The organism is Thiocapsa sp. UBA6158 (genome assembly GCF_002423035.1).
Classification (GTDB): domain Bacteria; phylum Pseudomonadota; class Gammaproteobacteria; order Chromatiales; family Chromatiaceae; genus Thiocapsa.
The window spans coordinates 1-23,884 of sequence record NZ_DIUM01000114.1 but is presented as its reverse complement, the minus strand read 5'-3'; the positions used below and the strand labels follow the sequence as shown (position 1 = coordinate 23,884).

Sequence of the window (23,884 nt, the reverse complement as noted above, 5' to 3'; positions counted from 1 at the left end):
ACTCAGGATGACCCGATGAACCCGGATATCGGGCGCTTGCAGCCCTACCCTTTCGAACGACTCGCCGCACTGAAAAGCGGACTGGTCCCGCCGGCGGATCGCGACCACATCGCGCTTTCCATCGGCGAGCCGAAACATCCGACCCCTGCGCTTGTCACGGAGACGCTGCTCGCCCACCTCCATCAGCTCGCCGTCTATCCGACGACCCGCGGCATCCCGGCCCTGCGCGAGACGATCGCGGCCTGGCTGTCGAAGCGATTCAAGCTCGGATCGGCCGATTCGACGGGGCCGGGTACGCTCGGCATCGACCCGGAAACGCAGATCCTGCCGGTGAACGGTACCCGCGAGGCACTCTTCGCCTTCGCCCAAGCCGTGATCGATCGCGCGCAGGACGCGCTGGTCTTGATGCCCAACCCCTTTTATCAGATCTACGAGGGGGCTGCCTTTCTGGCCGGTGCACAGCCGCGCTATCTCGCCTGCGAAGCGGCGAACGGCTTTGTCCCGGATTTCGAGGCGGTGGACGACGCGACTTGGCGAGCCTGCCGTCTGCTGTACATCTGCTCGCCCGGCAACCCGACCGGCGCGCTGCTTGATCATGCGACCTATGCGCATCTCATCGAGCTTGCGCACCGGCACAACTTCGTCATCGCCTCGGATGAATGCTACTCGGAGCTCTATCTGGACGAGGCCGACCCGCCACTCGGGTTGCTTCAGGTCGCAGCCGCCATCGGCAACACTGCATTCAGTCGCTGCATCGTCTTCCATAGCCTGTCGAAGCGCTCCAACGCGCCGGGCCTGCGCTCGGGTTTCGTTGCCGGCGACGCCGAGCTGATCCGCGGCTTCTTCGCCTACCGGACCTATCACGGATGCGCCATGCCCCTGCCGCATCAGCAGGCCAGCATCGCGGCCTGGAGCGACGAGACGCATGTGCGGGAGAATCGACGGCTCTATCGCGAGAAGTTCGGCGCGGTCCTGGAGATCCTCGGGGACGTGCTTGCGCTCGCGCCGCCGAAGGCCGGCTTTTATCTGTGGCCCGAGACACCGATCCCGGACACCGACTTCGCCGCGCGCCTCTTCGCCGAGGAAAACCTGACGGTGCTGCCCGGCCGCTTCCTGTCGCGCGTGGTCGACGGAGCCGACCCGGGGATGAACCGTATCCGGCTCGCCCTGGTCCCGCCGCTCGACGAATGCGTGGATGCCGCGCATCGGATCCGACGCTGCCTGGAGCGGATCTGACGGCGGTGTCTTCACGTAAGCCTTTCGCACCTTTGCGATTCACATTCCCGAGACCTGCGTTTGCCGAGGTCTTCAACACGACAGCAGAGAACACCCCATGAGCGACCAGCAATCCATCATTGAAGAGGCCTTCGAGCGACGTGCCGAGATCACCCCGCGCACGGTCGAGACCCGCGTGCGCGATGCCGTGCAGGACACCATCGAGCGACTCGACCGCGGGGAGCTGCGGGTCGCCGAGAAGCACGACGGCGACTGGGTCGTCCACGAATGGCTCAAGAAAGCGGTCCTGCTGTCGTTCCGGATCGAGGACAATGCCTTCATCAAGGGCGGCTTCACCAACTATTACGATAAGGTTCAGTCCAAGTTCGCCGACACCAACTCGCGCGAGTTCCGCGACGGCGGGGTTCGGATCGTGCCGCCGGCGACCGCGCGCAAAGGCGCCTACATCGCACCGAGCTGCGTGCTCATGCCCTCCTACGTGAATATCGGCGCCTATGTCGACTCCGGCACCATGGTCGACACCTGGGCGACCGTCGGCTCCTGTGCTCAGATCGGCAAGAACGTGCATCTCTCGGGCGGTGTCGGGATCGGAGGCGTGCTCGAGCCGGTGCAGGCCGCACCGACCATCATCGAGGACAACTGTTTTATCGGCGCACGCTCGGAGGTCGTCGAAGGCGTGATCGTCGGCGAGGGTGCCGTGCTGTCGATGGGCGTCTACATCGGTCAGAGCACCAAGATCTACAACCGCGAGACCGGCGAGATCCTCTACGGACGCGTCCCGGCCGGCGCCGTGGTCGTCCCCGGCAGTCTCCCGGCCAAGGATGGAAGCCACAGCCTCTATTGCGCGGTCATCATCAAGCAGGTCGACGAGAAGACCCGCGGAAAGGTCGGCATCAACGAGCTGCTGCGGGACATCTAAGGACGTGGTCGCGCTCTACGGCATTCCCAACTGCGACACCATGAAGAAGGCCCGCGCCTGGCTCCACGCACATGGTGTCGACTATCGGTTCCACGATTACAAACGCGAAGGGCTCGACGAGACCCGCTTGCGCGCCTGGGTCGCCGAGCTGGGCTGGGAGGCGCTCGTGAACCGTCGGGGCACGACTTGGCGTAAGCTGCCCGAGGACGTGCGCGAGGGCATGGACGCGGAGGCCGCGATCCGGATCATGCTGGAGTCCCCGTCGATCATTCGTCGACCGGTGCTCGACACGGGCGAGGTTCGACACGCGGGTTTTTCGGAAACCGATTACGAGAGGCTGCTCGGCTGATGGCGATGTCCCCGACCCTGGATCTGGCGTGCGAGCTGATCCGCCGCCCTTCCGTCACACCCGACGACGCGGGCTGTCAGGCACTCATGGCCGAGCGGCTGACCACGATCGGATTTCGGATCGAGAAGATGCCTTTCGGGGAGGTCGCCAACCTCTGGGCCAGACGCGGCGAGAACGGCCCGCTCTTCTGCTTCGCCGGCCACACGGACGTGGTTCCGACCGGCCCGACCGAGCAGTGGGACTCGGCCCCCTTCGAGCCGACCATCCGCGACGGCCGTCTCTTCGGGCGCGGCGCCTGCGACATGAAAGGCTCGCTCGCGGCCATGATCACGGCGGTGGAGGCGTTCGTCGAGGATCATCCGGACCATCGCGGATCCATCGCCTTTCTGATTACAAGCGACGAAGAAGGACCGTCCGTCGACGGGACCCGCCGTGTCATGGAGCGATTGCAGCAGCGCGGCGAGAAGATCGACTATGCCTTGGTCGGCGAGCCCTCGGCGCGCGAGCGACTCGGCGACACCATCAAGAACGGTCGACGCGGGAGTCTGAACGGCGTCCTGCGGGTGCTCGGCAAGCAGGGTCACGTCGCCTATCCGCACCTGGCGAAGAACCCCTTCCATGCCTGCGTCGATGCCTTGGCCGCACTCTGTGCCGAGGTCTGGGACCAGGGCAACGAGCACTTCCCGCCCACCAGCTTTCAGATCGCCAACCTGAATATGGGCACGGGCGCGGAGAATGTGATCCCGGGCCGACTCGAGGCCCAGTTCAACCTGCGCTTCTCCACCGAGCTGGACCCCGAAACCATCCAGGCGCGCGTGCGCTCGATCCTCGACGCAGGCGGTTTCGACTACGACCTCGACTGGCGGCTCTCTGGAAACCCTTTCCTGACGCCGGCCGGCGAGCTGGTGGCCGCCTCCCGCGAATCGATCGCCGCGGTCACCGGCATCCAGACCCAGCTCTCCACGAGCGGCGGCACCTCCGACGGGCGCTTCATCGGACCCACCGGCGCCCAGGTCGTGGAGCTCGGCCCGGTCAACGCCACCATCCATCAGGTCAACGAGTGCGTCGGGGTCGCCGAGCTCGACGAGCTCTCGGAGATCTACCGAGGCATCCTCGAGCGTCTCTTGGCGCCGGCCTAAACCACGTCCGGGGCGACATGGGATGTGTCGATTTGGCTCGGCCTTGCAGGGGTCAACAAGCCTGGGGGTAGAGGCGGTTCAGAGTTTCGATTGTTTCTCCGGATCGGCTTTCAACCCCGCAGACGACGATGGTCGTCATCGACGAGGTGGAGACCGACAACTGGGGTATCGGCGGAGAGAGCGTGACGCTGCGGCGCCGTCGAGACTCGGTTTAATCGCCCAGAATGTAACCCAAGTCGATCTCGACGGCATCGAACGGCGGGATGCGCATCTTCCGCTCATCGACGCCGGGCGCGGCGACGCTGGCGATGACCCGGTAGCTGCCTCCGTCGAGTTGCCAGGCGACCAGTGATCGTTCCTCGGGCCAGATCAGCCAGTAGTAGGATACCTGTTGCTGCTGAAGCAGCAGAAACAGGGTCAGCGTGTCCTTGCGCTCATGTCCAGGCGAGACGATCTCGCACACCCAGTCCGGGACGATCTCAACCACCCCGCTCGGGCGCTCCGGCAGCCGTTCTTTGCGCCAGCCCGCGAGATCGTGGGTCGGGCACTGGTGTGCGGAATAGTGGACGCTGACCTCGCTGGCGATCCACCAGCCGCCAGGGCCAGAGGTGCGTCGTAACGAGTCGAGCTCGGCGATCGTATTGCTTTGCACGAAGCCGTGCTCGATCCGCGCCATCGGGCGCTGGACGATCTCGCCATCGATCAGCTCGACACGCTCATCGGAAGCATCGAACAGATCGGCCAGGGTCCTGAGTTTGAATGCTTCCATCGCTGTCGCTCCGCTGGGTTTAAATCAACGTTTAACCTAAACAGCGCCAACTCCGACGTGCAACCTAGATCCGGCCAAGGCAGCTCCACCCCGAAACCGATGTCGATCGCTCCGGACGCGGTTTAGAGCCCGAAGCCGCCCATCAAGGCCCGAATCTTTTCCTTGGTCGGGTGAAGCACCACGCCGCGCTCGGTCACGATGGCATCGACCAGCTCAGCCGGGGTGACGTCGAACACCGGATTGCGGGCGACACACCCGACGGGTGCGAGACGACGATCCCCGCAGCTCAGCAACTCTTCCGAGTCGCGCTCCTCGATCGGAATCGCGTCACCGCTCGCGATCTGCATATCGATGGTGGACGTGGGTGCCGCGACCATGAACTTGATGCCGTGGTATTTCGCCAGGATCGCGAGGCTATAGGTCCCGATCTTGTTGGCGACATCGCCGTTGGCGGCAATCCGATCCGAGCCGACGATCACCCACCCGACCGAGCGGCCGGCCATCAGGCTCGCCGCCGCGCCGTCCGCCTGCAGGGTCACCGGGATGCCGTCGTGCATGAGCTCCCAAGCGGTCAGCCTCGCCCCTTGCATCCAAGGCCGCGTTTCGTCGGCGAAGACGCGCCCGACCTTGCCGGCCGCGTAGGCGCTGCGAATGACGCCGAGCGCGGTCCCGTAGCCGCCTGTGGCAATCGCCCCGGCGTTGCAATGGGTGATGATGTCGGTCGGACCCTCGATCAGCGCTGCACCCAGCTCGCCGATCACCCGGTTGGCGGCACGATCCTCGGCATGGATGGCCAGCGCCTCGTCCACCAAGGCCGTGAAGGGATTGCGTTCATCCAGACGGGAGATCAGGCGGCGCATCCGATCGATCGCCCAGAAGAGATTGACCGCGGTCGGCCGCGAGGCAGCCAGACGCTCGAGGTCGGATTCGATCACCGCCTTCCAGCCGACACCGGTGGCCGCATAGGCGTCGCGCCCCGCGAGTGCGACCCCGTAGGCCGCGGCGACACCGATCGCCGGCGCACCGCGCACCACCATCGCACGGATCGCATCGGCCACCGCACCCGCATCGGTCAGTCGCAAGAACTCGGCGCGGTCGGGCAGCAGACGCTGATCGGCGAGATAGAGGGCATCTGCGTGCCAGAGTGCCGCGTCGTCCGGGGTCGGCACGGTCGGGATCGTTGTTTCCATCGGGGGCTCCTTGTGGCATGTTCTCGCCATTGTCACCCATCCCCCGCCCCGACTGAAAGGACCGACCGATGCAAGCCGAGCTTTTGATCCATGCCCAGTGGGTATTGCCCGTCGATCCATGGGATCGTCAGCTCACCGATCATGCGGTTGCGATCGCGGACGGGCGTATCCTCGCCGTACTGCAGTCCGAGGAGGCGCGCAGCAGTATCGAGGCCCAACGGGTGATCGAGCTGCCGGGTCACCTGCTCATCCCGGGTCTGATCAATGCGCACACTCACGCGGCCATGGTGCTGATGCGGGGACTGGCCGACGACCTACCCCTCATGACCTGGCTGCACGAACATATCTGGCCGGCCGAGCAGCGTTGGGTCGACCCGGGATTCGTCGCCGACGGAACCCGGTTAGCCGTGCTCGAGATGCTGCGCGGCGGCATCACCTGCTACAACGACATGTATTTCCATCCGGAGGTCACGGCACAGGTGAGTGCCGAGGCCGGGATGCGTGCCGTGATCGGCATGATCGTCGTGGATTTCCCCACAGGCTATGCCGCGAATGCCGACGAATACATCGCCAAAGGGCTCGCCCTGCACGAGCACTATCGGGACCACCCGTTGATCCGGGTCGGCTTCGCACCTCATTCGCCCTACGCGGTATCGGATGCGCCGCTGCAACGGGTGCGTGCGCTTGCGGACGAGCTGGAGGTACCGATTCATATCCATCTGCATGAGACGCGCGACGAGGTCCTCCAATCGCTGCGGGATCACGGCGAACGACCCATCTCGCGACTGAATCGGCTCGGATTGCTCGGCCCCGGACTGGTGTGCGTACACATGACCCAGCTCGAAGAGGACGAGATCGCGCTCTTGGCCGACACAGGCGCCCATGTGGTGCATTGTCCCGAGTCGAATCTGAAGCTCGCGAGCGGTTTTTGCCCGGTCGCAAAGCTCGTGGATGCCGGAGTCAATGTCGCGATCGGCACCGACGGCGCGGCGAGCAACAACGATCTGAACATGCTCGGGGAGATGCGCACGGCGGCCCTGCTCGGCAAGGGCGTGGCAGGCTCGGCCTCCGCGCTGCCGGCGGCAACGGCTTTGCGGATGGCGACCATCAACGGCGCCCGAGCCCTGGGGTTGGAGGATGAGATCGGATCGCTGGAGCCCGGCAAGTCAGCCGACTTGGTTGCTCTGGATCTACGCGACTCCCACACCCAGCCCCTCTATCATCCGGTCTCGCAACTGGTCTATGCCGCCAGTCAGCAACAGGTGCGTCAGGTCTGGGTGCGGGGTCGGCAGTTGATTCGCGACGGCCTGCCCACCGGACTCGACAACGCTCGGATCATCGCAGCGGCGCAGAACTGGGGGGAGCGTCTCGGGCGCTGAACCATCTCCGGTACGACATGGCTAGCTGCAGGGGCGACTTCAGTCACCCCTGCCTGGTTTTGGCCGTTGCCTTCTCGCAGTTCGCCTAAGCCATGAATCGCCTAAGCCAAAGACAGACGCACTTTAGAACAGATCCATCAGGACCCGTTGGGCCTCGGCAATTGCGACCGTCTCGCCGGTGGACCATGATGAGCTGCCCGATCCCACGATCTCGAGTCGGACCGGGGCAACGCCACGCCCCAACATCCCGATTTCACGGGCCGCCGCCTTCGAGAGGTCGATCGTACGACCGCGCGAGAAAGGGCCGCGATCGTTGATGACGACGTCCACTGAACGGCCGTTCGCCTTATTCGTCACCGTCACCCGCGTGCCGAACTCCAAGGTCCGATGTGCCGCGGTCAGTGCATCCATGTCGAACCGCACGCCGCTTGCTGTGCGCCGGCCGTCGAAACGGTCTCCGTAGTATGAAGCCACACCATCCGTGACATTGGCCTGAAGGGTTGCCGTAGGAAGAAACGCCAACAGTGCGAGCGCTGGGGTCAACCAGATGTTCTGTCGAATCAAAACAGAGTTCTCCGTTCGTAACGATTGGTGTTTGAGCCGAGATTCGCATGCCTTGCGAATCGCGACGAAGGCCGAGTCTAACGGCAGAGCGCATTTGAATCCACCCTTTGGCGGACACGAAACGCTCGGCGCGCGTCTCCCGAGAAAGACGCACAAGGGAGGTTCTTCACGATCGGCGACCGTGAAAACAGTCAATCGATGGGGACCGTTACCCTCAGAGGCGGTCCGCCGGCCCCGTCTCGGGGCGTTCGACAGTCAAGACGTCGAGTTCTGCCCCATTGGTCGCAGACGTGCGCTCGCCTCGGAGGGTTTCCGCGGCGTCCCGGCGAGTGAGGTGAACCGATGTGCTCGGACCGGGGGGATCCGGAGGCTGGGCGCTTGGTGCTTGCTCGGGCTGTTCCGGGTGTCGACTCGGCTCCGGCGTCGGAGGCTCGGGGAACGCGATCCGCGTCCGCAGGACCGGCCCCGAAAAGGCGGCACTCAAGGCCTCGTCACGGCCGTAGATATCCTGTCGGAAGCCGACCTTGCCCTGCTCGTCAGCGAAGGCCGTCAAATAGTAGAGCAGCACCGGCAACCTGTCCGCGAGGTCGACGTAGCGCGTCCGCCCGCGCTCGACCACGCGATCGATCCCGGAGCGATCCCAGCCGGGCTGGTCGAGAATCGCCTCCGCGAGCGCCAGCGGGTCTTGCACCCTGACGCAACCGTTGCTCAGTGCGCGCGCCTGACGGCCGAACGCAGCCTTTCCCGGCGTGTCATGGAGATAGATCGCATGGCTGTTCGGAAACATGAACTTGACGCGGCCGAGGGCATTTTTGGGTCCAGGCGCCTGGACAAGCCGATACCGCGTGTAATCGCCGCCATTTCCCCCACCGACCTGCTTGCCGGTTCGTCGATCGACCAAGCGATAGTCGCCGGAGACCCTGGCCATCTTCTTCTGAATGGACACGGGCACCGTCCAGGTCGGATTGAAGACCAAGTGCTCCATGGTGTCGCGAAACATCGGAGTTTGGGTCTCGGGCGTCCCGACGATGACGCGCGTCGACCAGACGAAGTCGCTGCCGCGTGCCAAGTGAACCTTGTATGCGGCCACATCGACGAAAACATAATCTTCCGGCAGATCCTGATAGAGCCAGCGCATCCGCTCCAGGTTGATTCGGATTTGCCCGGCTTTCGTCTCGTCGCCGTGCCCGTTGAGCGCAGCGAGGGTCGAAGGACCCACGACGCCGTCGGCCGTCAGTCCCGATCGCCGCTGAAAAGACACCACGGACTCGTGAAGTGAGGTGTCGAAGAGATCGTCGTCGGATGACGCCGAAACCGCCGCGCCATCGATGCGCGCGAGTCGCTCCCGCAGCATCGCGACGCGCGGATGCCGGCTCCCTTGGACAAGATTCGACCCGGCCGGCAGAGGCGGTAGGCGCGCGAGAGCGGTGTGAGCGGTGTATCGCTGCAGCGCTTTCTTCAGGTCGTCGTACCAGAAGGGACGGGGAAACAGCGCGCTCAAGCCCTGATGGAGATCCTTGCCGCCGAGTGCACGATGCATATCGGCCAGAAGAACCTCGCTGGACGCGGGAGATCTGTCGTGCCATTTCGAATCGACGGCAACCGGATCGAGCTTGCCGTAACGATGGTGGTGAACATAACGCGCCAAGGCATCGCTGAGGACGAGATCGGCGGCAATCCGTGTGTTGCCGGTCAGGGAATCGAGGACACCCGGCTCGCCGAGTCGACGCAGACTTTCGACATGGAAGTCCTCGGGTCGGAAGCCTTCGGACAGGCTGCGCTGCGCGAGGCCCAAAAGGCCCGAAACCCGCGCCGGGTCGACCCAGACAAAGACGTCTCCGCGCTGCGCGTAGAACTCCGCCAGCAATCGACCGGACAACAAGGGCACACCCTCGACAGCGACGGTTCGCGCGTCGCGGATCGAATCGAGCGTCGGGCGCAGCAAGCCATCCGTCAATGCCGGCGCGGAGACAACAGCCAAGAACCAAAACAGACCAACCAAACGCCAACGCATACCGGGTATCCCTCAGGTCCGGCCCCCAAGCCGATCAACATTCGCCGATCAATTGCGTTCTGCCGTTTTCGTCCAGGGTCTCCAGGCGCACCGTAAAACCCCACAATCGCCTGATATGGCGCAGCATCTCTTCGACTGAATCACCCAAAGGCCGGCGATTGTGCCGATAGTGCCGCAAGGTCATGGAACGGTCGCCGCGACGATCGACGTTGAAGACCTGAATGTTCGGCTCGCGTGATCCCAGGTTGTATTGTTCGGCCAGTGATTGACGCAACGCCCGGTACCCCTGCTCCTCGTGGATGGCAGTGACCTCCAGGTGCTCTTCGCGGTCGTCGTCCGAGATTGCAAACAATCGCAGATCACGCATCACTGTCGGAGAAAGATACTGTGCAACAAAACTCTCGTCCTTGAAGTTGCGCATGGCAAAATCCAAAGCCTTCAGCCAGTCACCGCCGGCAATGTCCGGAAACCAGTGGCGATCCTCGTCCGTCGGCTGCTCGCAGATCCTGCGGATATCGCGCATCATCGCAAAGCCGAGTGCGTATGGATTGATCCCGTTGTAATAAGGCACGTCGAACGTGGGCTGGAAGACCACCCCGGTATGCGATTGCAGGAACTCAATCATGAATCCATCGGTCACGAAGCCATCGTCGTACAGATGATTCATGAGGGTATAGTGCCAGAAGGTTGCCCAGCCCTCGTTCATGACCTGCGTTTGGCGCTGCGGATAGAAATATTGGCCCAGCTTACGGACAATCCGAACGATCTCGCGCTGCCACGGCTCGAGCAGCGGCGCATTCTTTTCGATGAAGTACAGCAGGTTCTCCTGCGGCTCTTCCGGCCAGCGCACGTCCTGCTCTCCGCCCCCGTCGACATCGAAGGTCGGCAAGGTCCGCCACAAATCATTGACCATCGATTGCAGATAAGCGGCCCGATCTTTCTGCCTGCGTTGCTCCTCGGCGAGGGTCAGTGGTGTCGGGCGCTTGTAGCGATCGACGCCGTGATTCATCAAGGCATGGCAGGAATCGAGCAACATCTCGACCTCGGCCTCGCCGTACCGCTCCTCGCATTCGGCGATGTAACGCCGCGCGAAGACCAGGTAGTCGATAATCGCATCGGCGCTGGTCCAGGTGCGGAAGAGATAGTTGCCCTTGAAGAAACTGTTGTGACCGTAACAGGCATGCGCGATGACGAGCGCCTGCATCGGCAGCGTATTCTCCTCCATGAGGTACGCGATACAGGGATCGGAGTTGATCACGATCTCGTAGGCCAATCCCATTTGACCGCGCCGATACGTCTGCTCGGTGGCAACGAACTGTTTTCCGAACGACCAGTGCGGATAATTGATAGGCAAACCGACCGACGAATAGGCATCGATCATCTGCTCGGAGCTGATGACCTCGATCTGATTGGCATAGGTATCCAGGCCGTAGACGTCGCGGGCGAGACGGCCGATCTCTCGATCGAACCTCTCGAGCAGCGGGAACGACCATTCAGAAGAGTCCGAGATGAGGTTCTTGCTCATGCCGCTTGCCTCCTGAACAACTCCCTGAATACGGGAAAGATATCTTCGGGACCATCGATCTCCTGCATCGCAAAGTGCCGGTGCATGGCCCTGACCTCTTGGTAGGCGTACCAGAGGCTTTGATGCTGGCGCGGGGTGATCTCGACATAGGCGAAATAGCGCATCAACGGCATTAATTTCTCCACCAGCAGATCACGACAGACCGTGGAGTCGGAATCCCAGTTGTCTCCGTCCGACGCCTGTGCGGCGTAGATGTTCCATACCGACGAGTCGTAGCGCTCTTTCAGGATATCGTAGGCGAGGTTCAACGCGCTCGACACGACCGTACCGCCGGTCTCGCGCGAATAGAAGAACTCCTGCTCGTCGACCTCTTGAGCGATCGTATGATGACGAATGAAGACGACATCGATCTTGTCGTAATTCCGCTGAAGGAACAGATACAGCAGGATAAAGAATCGCTTCGCGAGGTTCTTGCGGACCTGATCCATCGAGCCCGAGACATCCATGATGCAGACCATCACGGCCTTACTCGTCGGCTCGGGCAGCTTCGTGAAGCTCTGATAACGCAGGTCGAAGGTGTCGATGAAGGGCAAAGCCGCAATCCGGGTGCGCAGCCGATCGATCTCCTCGCGAATCTCGCGCACGCGAGCATCCGTCTCGTCGGTGCCGCCGTCGAGCAGCGTCTGTAGCTCCTCCTCGAGCTCGCGCGCACGCGCACGCAGCGGTGCCCCGATTGCCGTCCGGCGTGCAATGGCTCCTTTGAGCGAGCGCACGACGTCGATGTTGGAGGGTGATCCGTCGGTCGAATAACCGGCCCTGATCGTTTTGAACTCGGTCGTTCCCATCAGCTGGTTCCGCACCAGATTGGGAAGCTCGAGGTCGTCGAACAAAAGGTCCATGAATTCTTCGCGCGACAGCTCGAAGACGAAGTCGTCGTCGCCTTTCCCGCCCTTCCCCGCCTTGCCTTGACCGGAACCCTCCCCGCCGCCGCCTTCCGGTCGCCGGATTCGATCTCCGGTGACGAAGTCCTTATTGCCCGGATGCACCATGTCCCGGATACCGCCTTTGCCGTGATGAAACACCGGCTCGGAGATGTCCTTGGACGGAATACCCACACGCTCGCCCGAGTCGATATCGGTAATGCTGCGTCTATTGACGGCATCGGCGACCGAGCGCTTGAGCTGCGACTTGTAGCGCTTCAAAAAACGCTGTCTATTGACCGTGCTCTTGTTCTTGCCGTTCAGTCGACGGTCGATAAAGTGTGACATAAGGACTCTTGCCTACTCGGCTGGGTGAAACAACGACTAACCGCGCAAGCCCCGGCCCACGCCTGCGATCGACTTCTTCATCGCCCGCCCCGTTGCAGGTTTCCAAACCGGCATTATGCTGCCGGGCGCGACGGCCGTTCAACCGATCGACCGACGTCGGGGCGGGCCGGAGGCGGCCTGTCCTCGCAGCGAGAGTCCCCAGACCATCGAGAGAGACGCCGCTGCGATCGGCGTCTCCTCGATACATCTACTGCGACTTGCGAACGCGCAGATACCACTCCGACAGAAGCCTGACCTGCTTCGGCGTATAGCCCTTTTCCGTCATGCGATCGACGAACTGATCGTGCTTCTTCTGCTCGTCGACCGACGCCTTGGCATTGAAGGAAATGACAGGCAGAAGCTCCTCGGTATTGGAGAACATCTTCTTCTCGATGACGACACGCAACTTCTCGTAGCTGGTCCACTTTGGATTGGCACCGCCGTTGTTCGCGCGGGCCCGCAGAACGAAGTTCACGATCTCGTTTCGGAAATCCTTCGGGTTGGAGATCCCCGCCGGCTTCTCGATCTTTTCGAGCTCTTCGTTGAGTCCGCTGCGATTCATCATCTCGCCTGTATCCGGGTCGCGATATTCCTGGTCCTGAATCCAGTAATCGGCATAGGTCACATAGCGATCGAAAATGTTCTGGCCGTATTCGGCGTAAGACTCGAGATACGCCGTTTGAAGCTCCTTGCCGATGAATTCCGCGTATCGAGGCGCGAGGTACTGCTTCAGAAAGCTCAGGTAACGTTCGTGGGTTTCCGGGGGCAGCTGCTCACGCGTGATCTGGCGCTCGAGCACATACAGCAGGTGGACGGGATTGGCCGCCACCTCGCTGTGATCGAAGTTGAAGACCTGCGAGAGGATCTTGAACGCAAAGCGTGTCGAGATTCCCGACATGCCTTCGTCGACCCCGGCGTAGTCCCGATACTCCTGCATGGACTTGGCCTTCGGATCGGTGTCTTTGAGATTCTCGCCGTTGTAGACACGCATCTTCGAAAAGATACTCGAGTTTTCCGGCTCCTTCAGACGCGTCAGGACCGAGAACTGGGCCATCATCGACAAGGTTCCCGGCGCACAGGGCGCATCGGCGAGCGAGCTGTTGTAGAGCAGCTTCTCGTAGATCTGCGTCTCCTCGTTGACGCGCAGGCAATAAGGAACCTTGACGATAAAGACGCGATCGAGGAACGCCTCGTTGTTCTTGTTGTTGCGAAAGCTCTGCCATTCCGACTCGTTGGAGTGGGCAAGGATAATGCCTTGGAACGGCAAGGCGGAAAGACCCTCGGTCCCGTTGTAGTTGCCTTCCTGCGTTGCCGTGAGGAGCGGATGCAGCACCTTGATCGGTGCCTTGAACATCTCGACAAACTCCATCAAACCTTGGTTCGCGCGGCACAGTGCACCGGAGTAGCTGTAGGCATCCGCGTCGTGTTGAGCGAATCGCTCCAACTGCCGGATGTCGACCTTACCGACGAGCGAGGAGATATCTTGATTGTTCTCGTCGCCGGGCTCCGTCTTCGCGATTGCAACCTGCTCGAGAACCGACGGGTAGAGCTTGACGACCTTGAATTGCGTAATGTCGCCGCGGTATTCCTGCAGACGCTTGACCGCCCAAGGCGACATGATGGTGCGCAGGTAGCGCGATGGAATGCCGTAGTCCTCTTCCAGGATCGGGCCGTCTTCCTCGGGCGAAAACAATCCGAGCGGTGATTCAAACACGGGCGATCCGTGAATCGCGTAGAAGGGTCGCTCCTCCATGAGCTCCTTGAGCTTCTCGGCGAGAGAGGACTTGCCGCCGCCGACCGGTCCGAGCAGATAGAGGATCTGCTTCTTCTCTTCGAGACCTTGAGCCGCATGCTTGAGATACGAGACCAAGTGCTCGATGGCCTCCTCCATCCCGTAGAACTCGGAGAATGCGGGATAGCGTCGAATCATCTTGTTTTGGAAGATGCGACTGAGCCTCGGATCGTCGCGGGTATTGACGAGCTCCGGCTCACCGATCGCCGTCAGCAACCGCTGCGCCGCGCCGGCATAGACGCTCGGGTCGGACTTGCACAGTTGCAAGTACTCGTCCAGGCTCAGCACCTCCTCGCGGGATGCCTCGTAGCGTGCCTGGTAGCGTTCGAAGATCGACATAACTGTTACCTCACTCGGAAGCTGATGTTGCTCGCCCGACCCATTGTCGACCGCATCTCACCTCGGTGTATTGCTCGGGGCGAACTTTGGGAAAGACAAGGCTTGACTTCGAATGTCAGCAATATACGCGCCATGGGGTAGACGCCGCGTCTGCACCGCGCCGGGGCCTGCGCGGGTCCAGCTCAGGGCACCAACGCACCGGCGCGGTCAAGTCTCGCACCAAAATAGTGCACACACTCGCAGGGAAGTCGTCGGCGCCTATCGGACCTCTCGAATGGCAAGACGAGCCCCCACGAGCGCTATAGAGCCGTCTCGGTCGAACTGGTTCAGCCGAGGTTCAGCCGGTCATCCCGATCAGCATGCGTCGGTGGTGGGCAACATGTGCCCCACGCCGATGCATAGAGACTAGCACCAAGACGCCGCGCCGGCTTAGAAGACAGCGCGCCGGCGCAGGGGTTCAGCCCGCGAGCAACCTCGCCGAGGGGCGCACGTGCAGGGTCGGATCACCGCGCCGCCTCCTCGGTCGACACCCGAACAGCGCCCCGTCTCGACACCGCCGGACGATGCGTTCACATCAGGCGCGACGCCCCTGTATGAAGTCGTTCAACAGGGCGCGCGTCGATGCATCATGATCCGCGGAAACACGCCCCTCGGAAAGCTCGCCAAGGATGACCCCGGCCAGCTGCTTGCCGAGCTCCACTCCCCATTGGTCGAAGGAATTGATACCCCAGAGCACGCCCTGCACGAAGATCCGATGCTCGTAGAGGGCGATCAAGGCACCCAACGTAAAGGGCGTCAGGCGCTCCATCAGGATACTGTTGGTGGGACGGCTGCCGGAAAAGGTTCTGTGCCGCGCAAGAAATTGCGCCCGCTCCCTCGGAACGCCGGCGCTCAGCATCTCGGCGAGCGCTTCCTGCTCCGTCCGCCCGCGCATCAGTGCCTCGGTTTGCGCAAAGAAGTTCGCCATGAGCTTCGGGTGATGATCCCCGAGCTCGTTGTGGCTCTTGATCGCGCCGATGAAATCCGCCGGGATCATCTGCGTGCCCTGATGAATGAGCTGATAGAAGGCATGTTGACCGTCGGTGCCCGGCTCGCCCCAAACGACCGGACCGGTGGTGTAGTCCACGGCGATGCCCTCGCGGGTGACGCCTTTGCCGTTGCTCTCCATATCGCCTTGTTGAAGGTACGCCGGCAAAAGCCTCAGATACTGATCGTAGGGCAGGACAGCATGGGTTCGTGCACCCCAAAAATTGGCGTACCAAACCCCGAGCAGACCCAGCACGACAGGCATGTTCTCCGCCGGCGGGGCGGTACGGAAATGCTCGTCCATCGCAAAGGCACCCTCGAGCAGCTCCACGAAGCGCTCGTAACCGACCGCCAACGCGATCGGCAGACCGATGGCCGACCAGAGCGAATAGCGCCCGCCCACCCAATCCCAAAACCCGAACATGTTCCGGGTGTCGATCCCGAAGGCGGACACCTTCTCGGCATTGGTCGAGACCGCAACGAAGTGCTTGGCAACTGCGGCCGGATCCCGCGCCGCCGCCAGCAGCCAGTCGCGAGCGCTGGTGGCATTGGTCATGGTCTCCTGTGTCGTGAAGGTCTTGGAGGCCACGATGAAGAGCGTGCGTGCCGGATCCAGGTCGTTGAGCGTCTCCAGGAGATGGGTCCCGTCGACATTCGAGACGAAGTGGACGCGCAGATCATTGCTGCCGTAGGCGCCGAGCGCCGTGCAGACCATCTTGGGCCCGAGGTTGGATCCGCCGATGCCGATATTGACGACATCGCGGATGGACTCGCCCTGAAATCCCTTCCACTCGCCCGAGCGGACCAGCCCGACGAAGGACTCGAGGCGCTCGAGCACGCGATTCACACCCGGCATCACGTCTTGACCGTCCACCTGGATCGGTCGATTGGAGCGATTGCGAAGGGCCACATGCAACACCGCGCGCTCCTCGGTGTTGTTGATGGGCTCGCCGCCGAACATCCGAGCGATCCAGCCGCTCACCTCGGCGGTGTCGGCCAGATCGAGCAGCAGCGCGAGGGTCTGCGGCGTGACCAGGTTCTTCGAGTAGTCCAGACGCAGTCCCGCGACAGACAGGCGCATCCTCTCGGCGCGGCCGGGATCGGACGCAAAGAGATCGCGCATCACGACGTCCTGCATCTCGTGTCTGTGCTGCTCCAGCGCCCGCCACGCGGGTGTTTCATTGATGAGCGATGTCATGAGGTTCTCCTGATAAGACATTGGCGAATTCTGCGGCTGTCGGGGCCTTACTCGTCCATCCCTTCGCGCCAGGACTGATCGTCTCTGTCGAACAAGCGGTTGGCCTCGGGCGGCCCGCAGGATCCGGCCGGATAGGTCTGGATGAAGTCGCGCTCGGTGGACCACAGCTTGAGCACCGGATCCACCACCCGCCAGGCCCAATCCACCTCGTCGAAGCGCAGAAAATGGGTGTGGTCGCCCTCGACCACGTCCAGGATGAGCGCCTCGTAGGCGTCGATCTGCTCGGCGGGGATGGTGCATCGGCTCGCGTCCAGCCGCTCGGTCTGGGTGCGCATCTCGAGTCCGGGTTGCTTGACCTGGATCTCCATGCGGATGCACTCGTTGGGCTGGATGTTGAGCAGAAGCCAGTTGGGTTTGAGCTGCTCGATGGCCGTGTAGCGGAACAACTGTTGCGGCGGGTGTTTGAACCGGATGGCGATCAGGGAGTTGCTGCGGGCGAGACGCTTTCCGGTCCGCAGATAAAAGGGCACGTTGCGCCAGCGCCAGTTGTCGATGTAGAGCTTCAGCGAGGCATAGGTCTCGGTGGTGCTGTTGTGTCCGACGCCGGGCTCGTCGCGATAGCCTCCAACCTTGCTCCCGCGCAAATCGCCGGGTCCGTATTGCGCCCGAAAGGCCTGCGCATGCACCGCCTCGCGCGGGATCGGCCGGATGGAGCGCAGGACCTTGACCTTCTCGTCTCGCAGCGCCTCGGCATCCAGACAGGGCGGAGGCTCCATCGCCACCAGTGTCAGCATCTGCAGCAGATGGCTCTGGATCATGTCGCGCATGGCGCCCACTCCGTCGTAGAAGCCGGCGCGCTCATCGATCCCGGCGGCCTCGGCGTGCGAGATCTGGACGTGATCGATATAGTTGCGATTCCAAAGGGGCTCGAGCATGAGATTGGCGAAGCGGAAGACCAGGATGTTCTGAACCGTGCTCTTGCCCAGATAGTGATCGATCCGAAAGATCTGCGACTCGCCGAAACAGTGCCTAATGCGTCGATCGAGGATCGCCGCACTCTCGAGGTCGAATCCGAAGGGTTTCTCGACCACCAGACGTGACCAACGCCCGTCCTCGGTATTCAGACCCTGAGCGGCGAGGTTGTCCACGATGCCGCCGTAGTGCTTGGGCGCTACCGCCAAATAGGTCATGAGGTTGGCCGGGATGTCCGCTTCCTCACGCAGCCGTTCGGCCAAGCGGAGGTAACCGGCGGACTCCTCCAGGTCGCCCTCGACGAAGCGCATCCGAGCGAGCAGACGCTCCAGCACGCGCGCCTCGCTCGCGCCGGGCAGCCGTTCGACGAGCCTCGCCCGAACCTGCTCGCGCCATTCGTCATCCGACCAGGCACGCCGGCCGAATCCGATGATCCGCGTCTGCGGATGGAGGCGTTCCGCCGCCTCGATGTGGTAAAGCGCCGGGAGCAGCTTGATGCTCACCAGGTTACCCGTCGAGCCGAAAATCAGGATGGTGCAGGGATCCGACATAGCCTTGGTGCCTCGATCGCGGACAAATGTGATAACGTGAGCCCTGTCATACTGTTGCCACGCCAGGCGTGCCGCGCCGGCAACCGCTTCGCTCGGATTTAGGGACCCTCCATGGAGCCATCGCCTCTTCTATCCCCGGACATTACCGCGCCGGAGCGGCCGCTGCATATCCTCGTGGCGAGCAGCGAGGCTCATCCGCTGATCAAGACCGGGGGGCTGGCCGATGTCGCCGCCAGTCTGCCGGCTGCATTGCGCGACCTGGGTCACGACGCGCGACTCATCCTGCCGGCCTATCCTCGGGCCGCACGCCAGTTGCGCGACACCAAGATGCTGTGCGAGCTGAAGATCCCGACGAGCCGCACCCAGGTGCGCATTCTCGAAGGCAAGCATCCGGATCACGACCTGCCGATCTATCTGGTCGACGCACCCGAGCACTTCTGTCGCGAAGGCAACCCTTATACCGATCTCAGCGGACGCGACTGGGGCGACAACGCCGAGCGTTTCCTGCTCTTCTGTCGGGTCATTGCACTGATCGCTCGCGGGCTGCCGGCAATCGGCTGGCACCCGGATGTGCTGCACGGCAACGACTGGCAAACCGGGCTGGCTCCGGCCCTCTTCCAGGATCTGCCGCGACGTCCCGCAAGCGTGTTTACGATCCACAATCTCGCCTACCAAGGTCTGTTCGATCGTGCGACCTTCGACCGCCTCGGCCTGCCGCCCGCACTCTGGAGCGTTTCGGGCTTGGAGTTCCATCAGAGGATGTCCTTCATCAAGGGCGGGATCATCTTCTCCGACCGCGTCAACACCGTCAGCCCATCCTATGCCATGGAGGTGCGCACGGCACGCTTCGGATGTGGACTCGACGGACTGCTGCGTCAGATCGGCAGCCGCTTCAGCGGAATCCTCAACGGGGTCGATTATCGGATCTGGGATCCGCTGACGGATCCCTTCATCCTCCAATGCTATGACCCGGAGACCTTCGGACTCAAGGCGGAGAACAAGCTCGACATCCAACGCGAGGTCGGGCTTCCGCGCAACGAGGACGCCTTCGTGCTCGGCTATATCGGACGATTGGTCGAACAGAAGGGTGTGGATCTGATCCTCGCCATGCTCCCGCGGCTTCTCGAAGACCCGCGCACCCAGGTCGTGTTTCAAGGGACCGGGGAGCGCAGCACGGAGCAGGCACTTCTGGCCATCGCGGCACTCTATCCACGTCAGGTCGGGGTCTTCGTCGAGTACGAGGAGTCACGCGCACATCGCATCGAGGCCGGCTCGGACGCCTTCTTGATGCCGTCGCGCTTCGAGCCCTGCGGGCTCAACCAGATCTACAGCCTGAGGTACGGGACGCCGCCCATCGCCCACCGCACCGGCGGGCTGGCCGACACCGTGGTGCACGCGACCCCGGAGACGCTCGCCGACGGCACCGCGACGGGCTTTCTGTTCGAGGAGCCACGCGCGGAGACACTGCTCGACGCCGTTCGGCAGGCACTGCAACTCTACCGCGACGATCCGCGGGCGTGGCGTAAGCTCGCAACGACGGGGATGCACCAGGACTTCAGTTGGGAGGCAAGCGCACGCGGCTATGTGCGGCTTTATGCCGAGGCAATCGCCGAGCAGGCGATCGCACAGGGGACGGATGAGGCGAGCGATCAGGCGAACGCCGCATTGGCTTAGCCGCCCGCTCGGGCGGAGTCCGTTGGGCGTCTAAGGGTCGGCTCCTGGCGACAGGTGCGCGGGGCAGGTGTCTTCAGGCGTGCGGGTTCCAGCGGGGTCAGGCGGCCTGAGCCGGGATGAAATCCCCGGTGCGGGTCACGCGGTTGTGCTCGTCGAGATAGACGAGCGCCGGCTTGTGGGCGTCGGCCTCTGCCTCAGTCATGGCAGCGTAGGCGCAGATGATCACCCGATCGCCAGGCGCCGCCTTGTGCGCTGCAGCCCCATTGACCGAGATCACGCGCGAGCCAGGCTCTGCGCGGATGGCGTAGGTCGTGAACCGCTCGCCGTTGGTGACGTTGTAGATTTGGATCTGCTCGTACTCGCGAATACCGGCGAGCGTCAGCAGCTCATCGTCGATGGCACAGGAGCCTTCGTAATCGACTTCCGCATGGGTTACGCAAGCGCGATGCAGTTTGCACTTCAACAAGGTCAGATGCATGTCTTCAATCCTCAGAAAGGCCGTTCCGGCCGCGTCTTCGTGCCCTGAACGAAGCGCTCTCGATCTTAGAATCGGCGTAGTTTACCGCAGCGTTTGTTGCGGCGCAGCATTCGTGTCGGACTGCAGCCTGAGATTGTCGATCAAACGCGCCCGGCCGAGATAGGCTGCGGCGAGGATCACCAGATCCCGGTCGGTCTGCGTGGTCGGGCGCAAGTCTTCCGTCGTGCGCACCCGGATATAGTCTGGAGTCAAACCGGCCTCGCGCAAAGCGTCCTCGGCCTCCCGCTCGACCGATGCGGCGGCATTCCCTGCCAGCAAGGCGTCCCGAGCCTGCGTCAAAACACGCCGCAGTGCCGGTGCACGCGCCCGCTCCGACGGCGTAAGGTAGCTGTTGCGCGAACTCATGGCGAGCCCGTCGGACTCGCGCACCGTCGGCACACCGACGATCTCCACCGGCACGGCCAGATCCTCGACCATCCGCCGGATCACCAAGAGCTGCTGAAAATCCTTCTCGCCGAACAGCGCGACATCCGGCTGCACCATGTTGAACAGCTTGCACACCACGGTCGCCACACCGCGGAAATGTCCAGGGCGGCTCTCGCCGCAGAGGACATCGGAGAGTCCCGGCACCTCCACGCGCGTCTGCTCCTCGCTGCCGCGCGGGTAGACGGTCGCGACACCCGGGGCAAACAAGAGGTCGCAACCCGCCTCCTCGAGCAGCTCCCGGTCGCGCGCCAAGGTCCGCGGATAGGCGTCCAGGTCCTCGGCGGGACCGAACTGCATGGGGTTCACGAAGATGCTCGCGACCACCCGCGGCGCGCGCGCGCGGGCCTCCGCGATCAAGGTCAGATGCCCGGCATGCAGATTCCCCATGGTCGGGACGAACGCCACACGCTCCCCCGCCACACGCCAGGCACGGACTTGCTCACGGAGCTCTTCCAGCGTTTCAATCGTTTTCATCGCCCTTTCCCGCCAAGGGGTTCAACTGTGTCCAACCGTGCATATTCGGCTTGGATTCGACATCGCCTGGCCATCAATAAGGTGTTTCGTCACGACCGGGGAACTCACGCGACTTGACGCCCTGAACATAGGCCGCAACGGCATCCGCAATCGAACCCTGCCCGATCATGAAATTTCGGCTGAAGCTCGGCGGACGTCCCGGATTGAGTCCCAACATGTCATACAGCACGAGCACCTGGCCATCGCATCCTGCCCCGGCGCCGATCCCGATCACCGGGATGGCCAAGGTCAAGGCGATCTCGGAGGCCAGAGCCTCGGGGACGCACTCCAGGACCAAGAGGCTCGCACCGGCCTCCTGCATGGCGATGGCATCGTGTCGGATCGCCTCCGCCGAGGCGTGATCCCGGCCCTGGAAACGATAACCGCCGATGCGGTGCACCGACTGAGGCAGAAGTCCCAAATGCGCGCACACGGGCACGCCTTGCTCGGTGAGACGCCGGACCGTTTCCAGCATCGGCGCCCCGCCCTCGAGCTTCACGACCTCCGCCCCACCCTCCTGCATCAGCCGCCCGGCCGCGTCGATTGCCCGCTCCGGTGTGGAGCAGGCGAGAAAGGGCAGATCCACGACAAGCAGTGCCCGCCCCCGTCCGCGCGAGACACAGGCGGCGTGATAGACCATCTGCTCGAGGGTGACCGGCACGGTCGTGCGATGCCCCTGGAGGACCATCCCGAGAGAATCCCCGACCAGCATCAGATCGACACCTGCGGTGTCGAGCAGGCGTGCGAAGCTGGCGTCGTAACAGGTAAGAGAAGCGATAGGCTCGCCCTTCGCCTTCATACCGGCGAGGGTGGAGACCGAGATCGGCGAGAGAGACATGTTCGACTCCGAGGGTCAGGCTCGATATGAGCGAGGATAATGGCCGCGATCGAGCAACGCTACCCCGCGCTCGATCAGGTCTGGGCTGGCGAATCAACCGCCGCTTTCCACAATGCCCGTCGTCTCCGTCCCGGGACCTGCGGTATCCCTCGTCTTGCGCCGCCGCGGACGCCGCCGCCGTTTGGCACCCCCTTCGGTCATGGTCGCGCGCTCCTGCCCGCTCGCTTCCTGAAAACGCGTCCACCAGGCCGCCAGCTCCGGATCCGCCTCACCGGCCTCCGCGCGCAGGACCAGAAAGTCATAGGCTGCCCGGAACCGCGGATGCGTCACCAGGCGTTGCGGACGCTTGCCGTCACGCTGCTCGAGCCGAGGCTGCATCGACCAGATCTCGCGCATCGGCAGCGAAAAGCGCTTCGGAATCGCAACGAGCGCTTGCTGGCGTGCACAGATCTCGCTCGCCGCCAGGAACATGGCCTCGTTGGCGGCCTCGCCGCCGGCCAGATACTCCTCGAAACGCTGCCGGACCGGCTCCCAGAGGAGCACGCCGAACAGGAAGGCCGGCGTGACGGACTTGCCCTCGTTCAGGCGCTTGTCGGTATTGGCCAAACCCCGACTGACGAAGGTCACGGGAAAACCCTGGTCTTCCCGTGCCAAGCAGTTCTCGGTCGCCGGAAACAGCTCCCCGAAGAGTCCGTACTGGCGCAACTTCTCGAAGACGCCGAGGCCATAGCCCGAATGAAAGAGCTTGATCAACTCATCGAAGAGTCGCGCCGGGGCGATGTCGGCGAGCAGGTGTGCAAGCTCGAACAGAGGCTGCTCGGTCTGCGGCTCGATCGTAAAACCCAGCTTGCAGGCGAAGCGCACCGCCCGGAGCATCCGCACCGGATCCTCGCGATAGCGCTGCTCCGGATCGCCGATCAGACGCAGCCGACCGGCCTTGATGTCCTCGAGCCCGTCGGCGTAATCGATGAGCGAAAAATCGGCGATGTTGTAGTAGAGCGCATTGACCGTGAAATCCCGGCGCAAGGCGTCTTCGGCGATGGTGCCGTAGGTGTTGTCCCGGAGGATCCGACCGTTCTCCATCTGCCGGTCGTTCTCCTCGCCGTCAGAGGTCGTGGTCCCTCGGAAGGTCGCCACCTCGATGATCTCGCGGCCGAAATGGACATGCGCCAAACGAAAGCGCCGCCCGATCAGACGACAGTTGCGAAAGACCTGCCGGACCTCTTCGGGAGTCGCGTCGGTCGCCACGTCGAAATCCTTCGGCTCGTGACCGAGCAGAAGGTCACGCACGCCGCCGCCGACCAAATGGGCTTGAAAATTCTCTTGCTTTAAACGGTAGAGCACCTTGAGTGCGTTCTCGCTGATGTTCGCGCGCGAGATCCCGTGCTCGGGCCGAGGCACGATCAAAGGGGTCGCCGCGATCGCGTCCGGGCTCGTGTTTTGGAAAGGTTCCTGCATCACCTTTTCGGAGGAATTCCTGATCGCTGAGGGCCGCGCTCATGACGGCGACACCCGGTGCCGAGCACGACGGGGCGCGGGAATGCGGCCGTTGGTAAGAGAAAAGTCACGGGTGTGACCGAAACTGATGCGTTGTCTTAAAATACGGCCTTGATCATCGGTTGGTCC

The 23,884-nt window shown here is 63.0% G+C and carries 20 protein-coding genes; 7 read left to right on the top strand and 13 right to left on the bottom strand.

The window, feature by feature from the left end; translation table 11 throughout:
• Positions 1-15 precede the first annotated feature (15 nt).
• From dapC to B4N44_RS19825, 5 genes are all read left to right on the top strand, one after another.
• Complete coding sequence (gene dapC, locus B4N44_RS15650) at positions 16-1,236, top strand: succinyldiaminopimelate transaminase (RefSeq protein ID WP_296702706.1); 1,221 nt, start codon at positions 16-18, stop codon at positions 1,234-1,236.
• A 97-nt stretch (positions 1,237-1,333) separates the two neighbouring features.
• On the top strand, positions 1,334-2,155 hold the full coding sequence (dapD, locus tag B4N44_RS15645; protein ID WP_296702703.1) for a 2,3,4,5-tetrahydropyridine-2,6-dicarboxylate N-succinyltransferase: 822 nt from the start codon (positions 1,334-1,336) through the stop codon (positions 2,153-2,155).
• A gap of 4 nt (positions 2,156-2,159) precedes the next feature.
• Positions 2,160-2,504 carry an ArsC family reductase gene (locus B4N44_RS15640; protein WP_296702700.1) on the top strand — a complete coding sequence of 115 codons (345 nt, stop codon included), beginning with the start codon at positions 2,160-2,162 and terminating at the stop codon, positions 2,502-2,504.
• Between the two features lie 5 nt (positions 2,505-2,509).
• Positions 2,510-3,643 (top strand): succinyl-diaminopimelate desuccinylase, encoded by a 1,134-nt coding sequence (gene dapE / locus B4N44_RS15635; RefSeq protein WP_296702801.1) that lies wholly within the window; start codon positions 2,510-2,512, stop codon positions 3,641-3,643.
• A gap of 89 nt (positions 3,644-3,732) precedes the next feature.
• Positions 3,733-3,858, top strand: a complete 126-nt coding sequence (locus tag B4N44_RS19825; protein ID WP_349681097.1) for a tautomerase family protein — start codon at positions 3,733-3,735, stop codon at positions 3,856-3,858.
• Here the strand turns inward: B4N44_RS19825 and B4N44_RS15630 are convergent.
• Positions 3,855-4,412 (bottom strand): Uma2 family endonuclease, encoded by a 558-nt coding sequence (locus B4N44_RS15630; protein ID WP_296702698.1) that lies wholly within the window; start codon positions 4,410-4,412, stop codon positions 3,855-3,857. The two genes, B4N44_RS19825 and B4N44_RS15630, sit on opposite strands and share 4 nt — an antisense overlap.
• A gap of 122 nt (positions 4,413-4,534) precedes the next feature.
• Positions 4,535-5,602, bottom strand: a complete 1,068-nt coding sequence (mtnA, locus tag B4N44_RS15625; RefSeq protein WP_296702695.1) for an S-methyl-5-thioribose-1-phosphate isomerase — start codon at positions 5,600-5,602, stop codon at positions 4,535-4,537.
• A 68-nt stretch (positions 5,603-5,670) separates the two neighbouring features.
• On the opposite strand from mtnA, the gene B4N44_RS15620 reads away from it, so the two are divergent.
• Positions 5,671-6,981: a TRZ/ATZ family hydrolase gene (locus B4N44_RS15620; RefSeq protein ID WP_296702692.1), complete on the top strand. Its 1,311-nt coding sequence runs from the start codon at positions 5,671-5,673 to the stop codon at positions 6,979-6,981.
• A gap of 123 nt (positions 6,982-7,104) precedes the next feature.
• On the opposite strand, the gene B4N44_RS15615 is transcribed toward B4N44_RS15620, so the two are convergent.
• The 7 genes from B4N44_RS15615 to zwf all read right to left on the bottom strand — a co-directional run bounded on the left by B4N44_RS15615 (position 7,105) and on the right by zwf (position 18,269).
• Positions 7,105-7,545 (bottom strand): septal ring lytic transglycosylase RlpA family protein, encoded by a 441-nt coding sequence (locus B4N44_RS15615; protein ID WP_296702690.1) that lies wholly within the window; start codon positions 7,543-7,545, stop codon positions 7,105-7,107.
• Between the two features lie 214 nt (positions 7,546-7,759).
• Positions 7,760-9,559 (bottom strand): L,D-transpeptidase family protein, encoded by a 1,800-nt coding sequence (locus B4N44_RS15610; protein WP_296702687.1) that lies wholly within the window; start codon positions 9,557-9,559, stop codon positions 7,760-7,762.
• 34 nt (positions 9,560-9,593) lie between these two features.
• Positions 9,594-11,084 carry a SpoVR family protein gene (locus B4N44_RS15605; RefSeq protein ID WP_296702685.1) on the bottom strand — a complete coding sequence of 497 codons (1,491 nt, stop codon included), beginning with the start codon at positions 11,082-11,084 and terminating at the stop codon, positions 9,594-9,596.
• The gene (locus B4N44_RS15600; protein ID WP_296702681.1) at positions 11,081-12,352 is read right to left on the bottom strand and encodes a YeaH/YhbH family protein; all 1,272 of its coding nucleotides are present in this window, start codon (positions 12,350-12,352) and stop codon (positions 11,081-11,083) included. Before B4N44_RS15600 ends, B4N44_RS15605 begins: the two co-directional genes overlap by 4 nt.
• Positions 12,353-12,599: 247 nt before the next feature.
• Positions 12,600-14,522: a PrkA family serine protein kinase gene (locus B4N44_RS15595; RefSeq protein WP_296702678.1), complete on the bottom strand. Its 1,923-nt coding sequence runs from the start codon at positions 14,520-14,522 to the stop codon at positions 12,600-12,602.
• Positions 14,523-15,096: 574 nt separating this feature from the next.
• Entirely contained in the window at positions 15,097-16,746 is a 1,650-nt protein-coding gene (gene pgi, locus B4N44_RS15590) for a glucose-6-phosphate isomerase (RefSeq protein WP_296702676.1), read from the bottom strand.
• Positions 16,747-16,793: 47 nt separating this feature from the next.
• Positions 16,794-18,269 carry a glucose-6-phosphate dehydrogenase gene (gene zwf / locus B4N44_RS15585; protein ID WP_296702673.1) on the bottom strand — a complete coding sequence of 492 codons (1,476 nt, stop codon included), beginning with the start codon at positions 18,267-18,269 and terminating at the stop codon, positions 16,794-16,796.
• 111 nt (positions 18,270-18,380) lie between these two features.
• On the opposite strand from zwf, the gene glgA reads away from it, so the two are divergent.
• Positions 18,381-19,943 carry a glycogen synthase GlgA gene (gene glgA / locus B4N44_RS15580; RefSeq protein ID WP_296702671.1) on the top strand — a complete coding sequence of 521 codons (1,563 nt, stop codon included), beginning with the start codon at positions 18,381-18,383 and terminating at the stop codon, positions 19,941-19,943.
• A 97-nt stretch (positions 19,944-20,040) separates the two neighbouring features.
• Here glgA and panD read toward each other — a convergent pair whose 3' ends face one another.
• The 4 genes from panD to pcnB form a co-directional block, all read right to left on the bottom strand.
• A complete protein-coding gene (panD, locus tag B4N44_RS15575) occupies positions 20,041-20,421 on the bottom strand; it encodes an aspartate 1-decarboxylase (RefSeq protein ID WP_296702667.1) in 381 nt (126 codons plus the stop codon).
• 81 nt (positions 20,422-20,502) lie between these two features.
• Positions 20,503-21,381 (bottom strand): pantoate--beta-alanine ligase, encoded by an 879-nt coding sequence (gene panC / locus B4N44_RS15570; protein WP_296702665.1) that lies wholly within the window; start codon positions 21,379-21,381, stop codon positions 20,503-20,505.
• 73 nt (positions 21,382-21,454) lie between these two features.
• Positions 21,455-22,258, bottom strand: a complete 804-nt coding sequence (panB, locus tag B4N44_RS15565; RefSeq protein WP_296702662.1) for a 3-methyl-2-oxobutanoate hydroxymethyltransferase — start codon at positions 22,256-22,258, stop codon at positions 21,455-21,457.
• Between the two features lie 93 nt (positions 22,259-22,351).
• Entirely contained in the window at positions 22,352-23,716 is a 1,365-nt protein-coding gene (pcnB, locus tag B4N44_RS15560) for a polynucleotide adenylyltransferase PcnB (protein WP_296702660.1), read from the bottom strand.
• Positions 23,717-23,884: the final 168 nt, after the last annotated feature.

Bases quoted from the DNA above. Each gene is read 5' to 3' on its own strand.
- panB (WP_296702662.1), bottom strand. From the start codon at position 22,258: ATGTCTCTCTCGCCGATCTCGGTCTCCACCCTCGCCGGTATGAAGGCG.
- B4N44_RS15620 (WP_296702692.1), top strand. From the start codon at position 5,671: ATGCAAGCCGAGCTTTTGATCCATGCCCAGTGGGTATTGCCCGTCGAT.
- pcnB (WP_296702660.1), bottom strand. From the start codon at position 23,716: ATGCAGGAACCTTTCCAAAACACGAGCCCGGACGCGATCGCGGCGACC.
- B4N44_RS15605 (WP_296702685.1), bottom strand. From the start codon at position 11,084: ATGAGCAAGAACCTCATCTCGGACTCTTCTGAATGGTCGTTCCCGCTG.
- dapD (WP_296702703.1), top strand. From the start codon at position 1,334: ATGAGCGACCAGCAATCCATCATTGAAGAGGCCTTCGAGCGACGTGCC.
- B4N44_RS15610 (WP_296702687.1), bottom strand. From the start codon at position 9,559: ATGCGTTGGCGTTTGGTTGGTCTGTTTTGGTTCTTGGCTGTTGTCTCC.
- B4N44_RS15595 (WP_296702678.1), bottom strand. From the start codon at position 14,522: ATGTCGATCTTCGAACGCTACCAGGCACGCTACGAGGCATCCCGCGAG.
- dapE (WP_296702801.1), top strand. From the start codon at position 2,510: ATGTCCCCGACCCTGGATCTGGCGTGCGAGCTGATCCGCCGCCCTTCC.
- glgA (WP_296702671.1), top strand. From the start codon at position 18,381: ATGGAGCCATCGCCTCTTCTATCCCCGGACATTACCGCGCCGGAGCGG.
- B4N44_RS15630 (WP_296702698.1), bottom strand. From the start codon at position 4,412: ATGGAAGCATTCAAACTCAGGACCCTGGCCGATCTGTTCGATGCTTCC.
- zwf (WP_296702673.1), bottom strand. From the start codon at position 18,269: ATGTCGGATCCCTGCACCATCCTGATTTTCGGCTCGACGGGTAACCTG.
- mtnA (WP_296702695.1), bottom strand. From the start codon at position 5,602: ATGGAAACAACGATCCCGACCGTGCCGACCCCGGACGACGCGGCACTC.
- pgi (WP_296702676.1), bottom strand. From the start codon at position 16,746: ATGACATCGCTCATCAATGAAACACCCGCGTGGCGGGCGCTGGAGCAG.
- panD (WP_296702667.1), bottom strand. From the start codon at position 20,421: ATGCATCTGACCTTGTTGAAGTGCAAACTGCATCGCGCTTGCGTAACC.
- B4N44_RS15600 (WP_296702681.1), bottom strand. From the start codon at position 12,352: ATGTCACACTTTATCGACCGTCGACTGAACGGCAAGAACAAGAGCACG.
- dapC (WP_296702706.1), top strand. From the start codon at position 16: ATGAACCCGGATATCGGGCGCTTGCAGCCCTACCCTTTCGAACGACTC.
- panC (WP_296702665.1), bottom strand. From the start codon at position 21,381: ATGAAAACGATTGAAACGCTGGAAGAGCTCCGTGAGCAAGTCCGTGCC.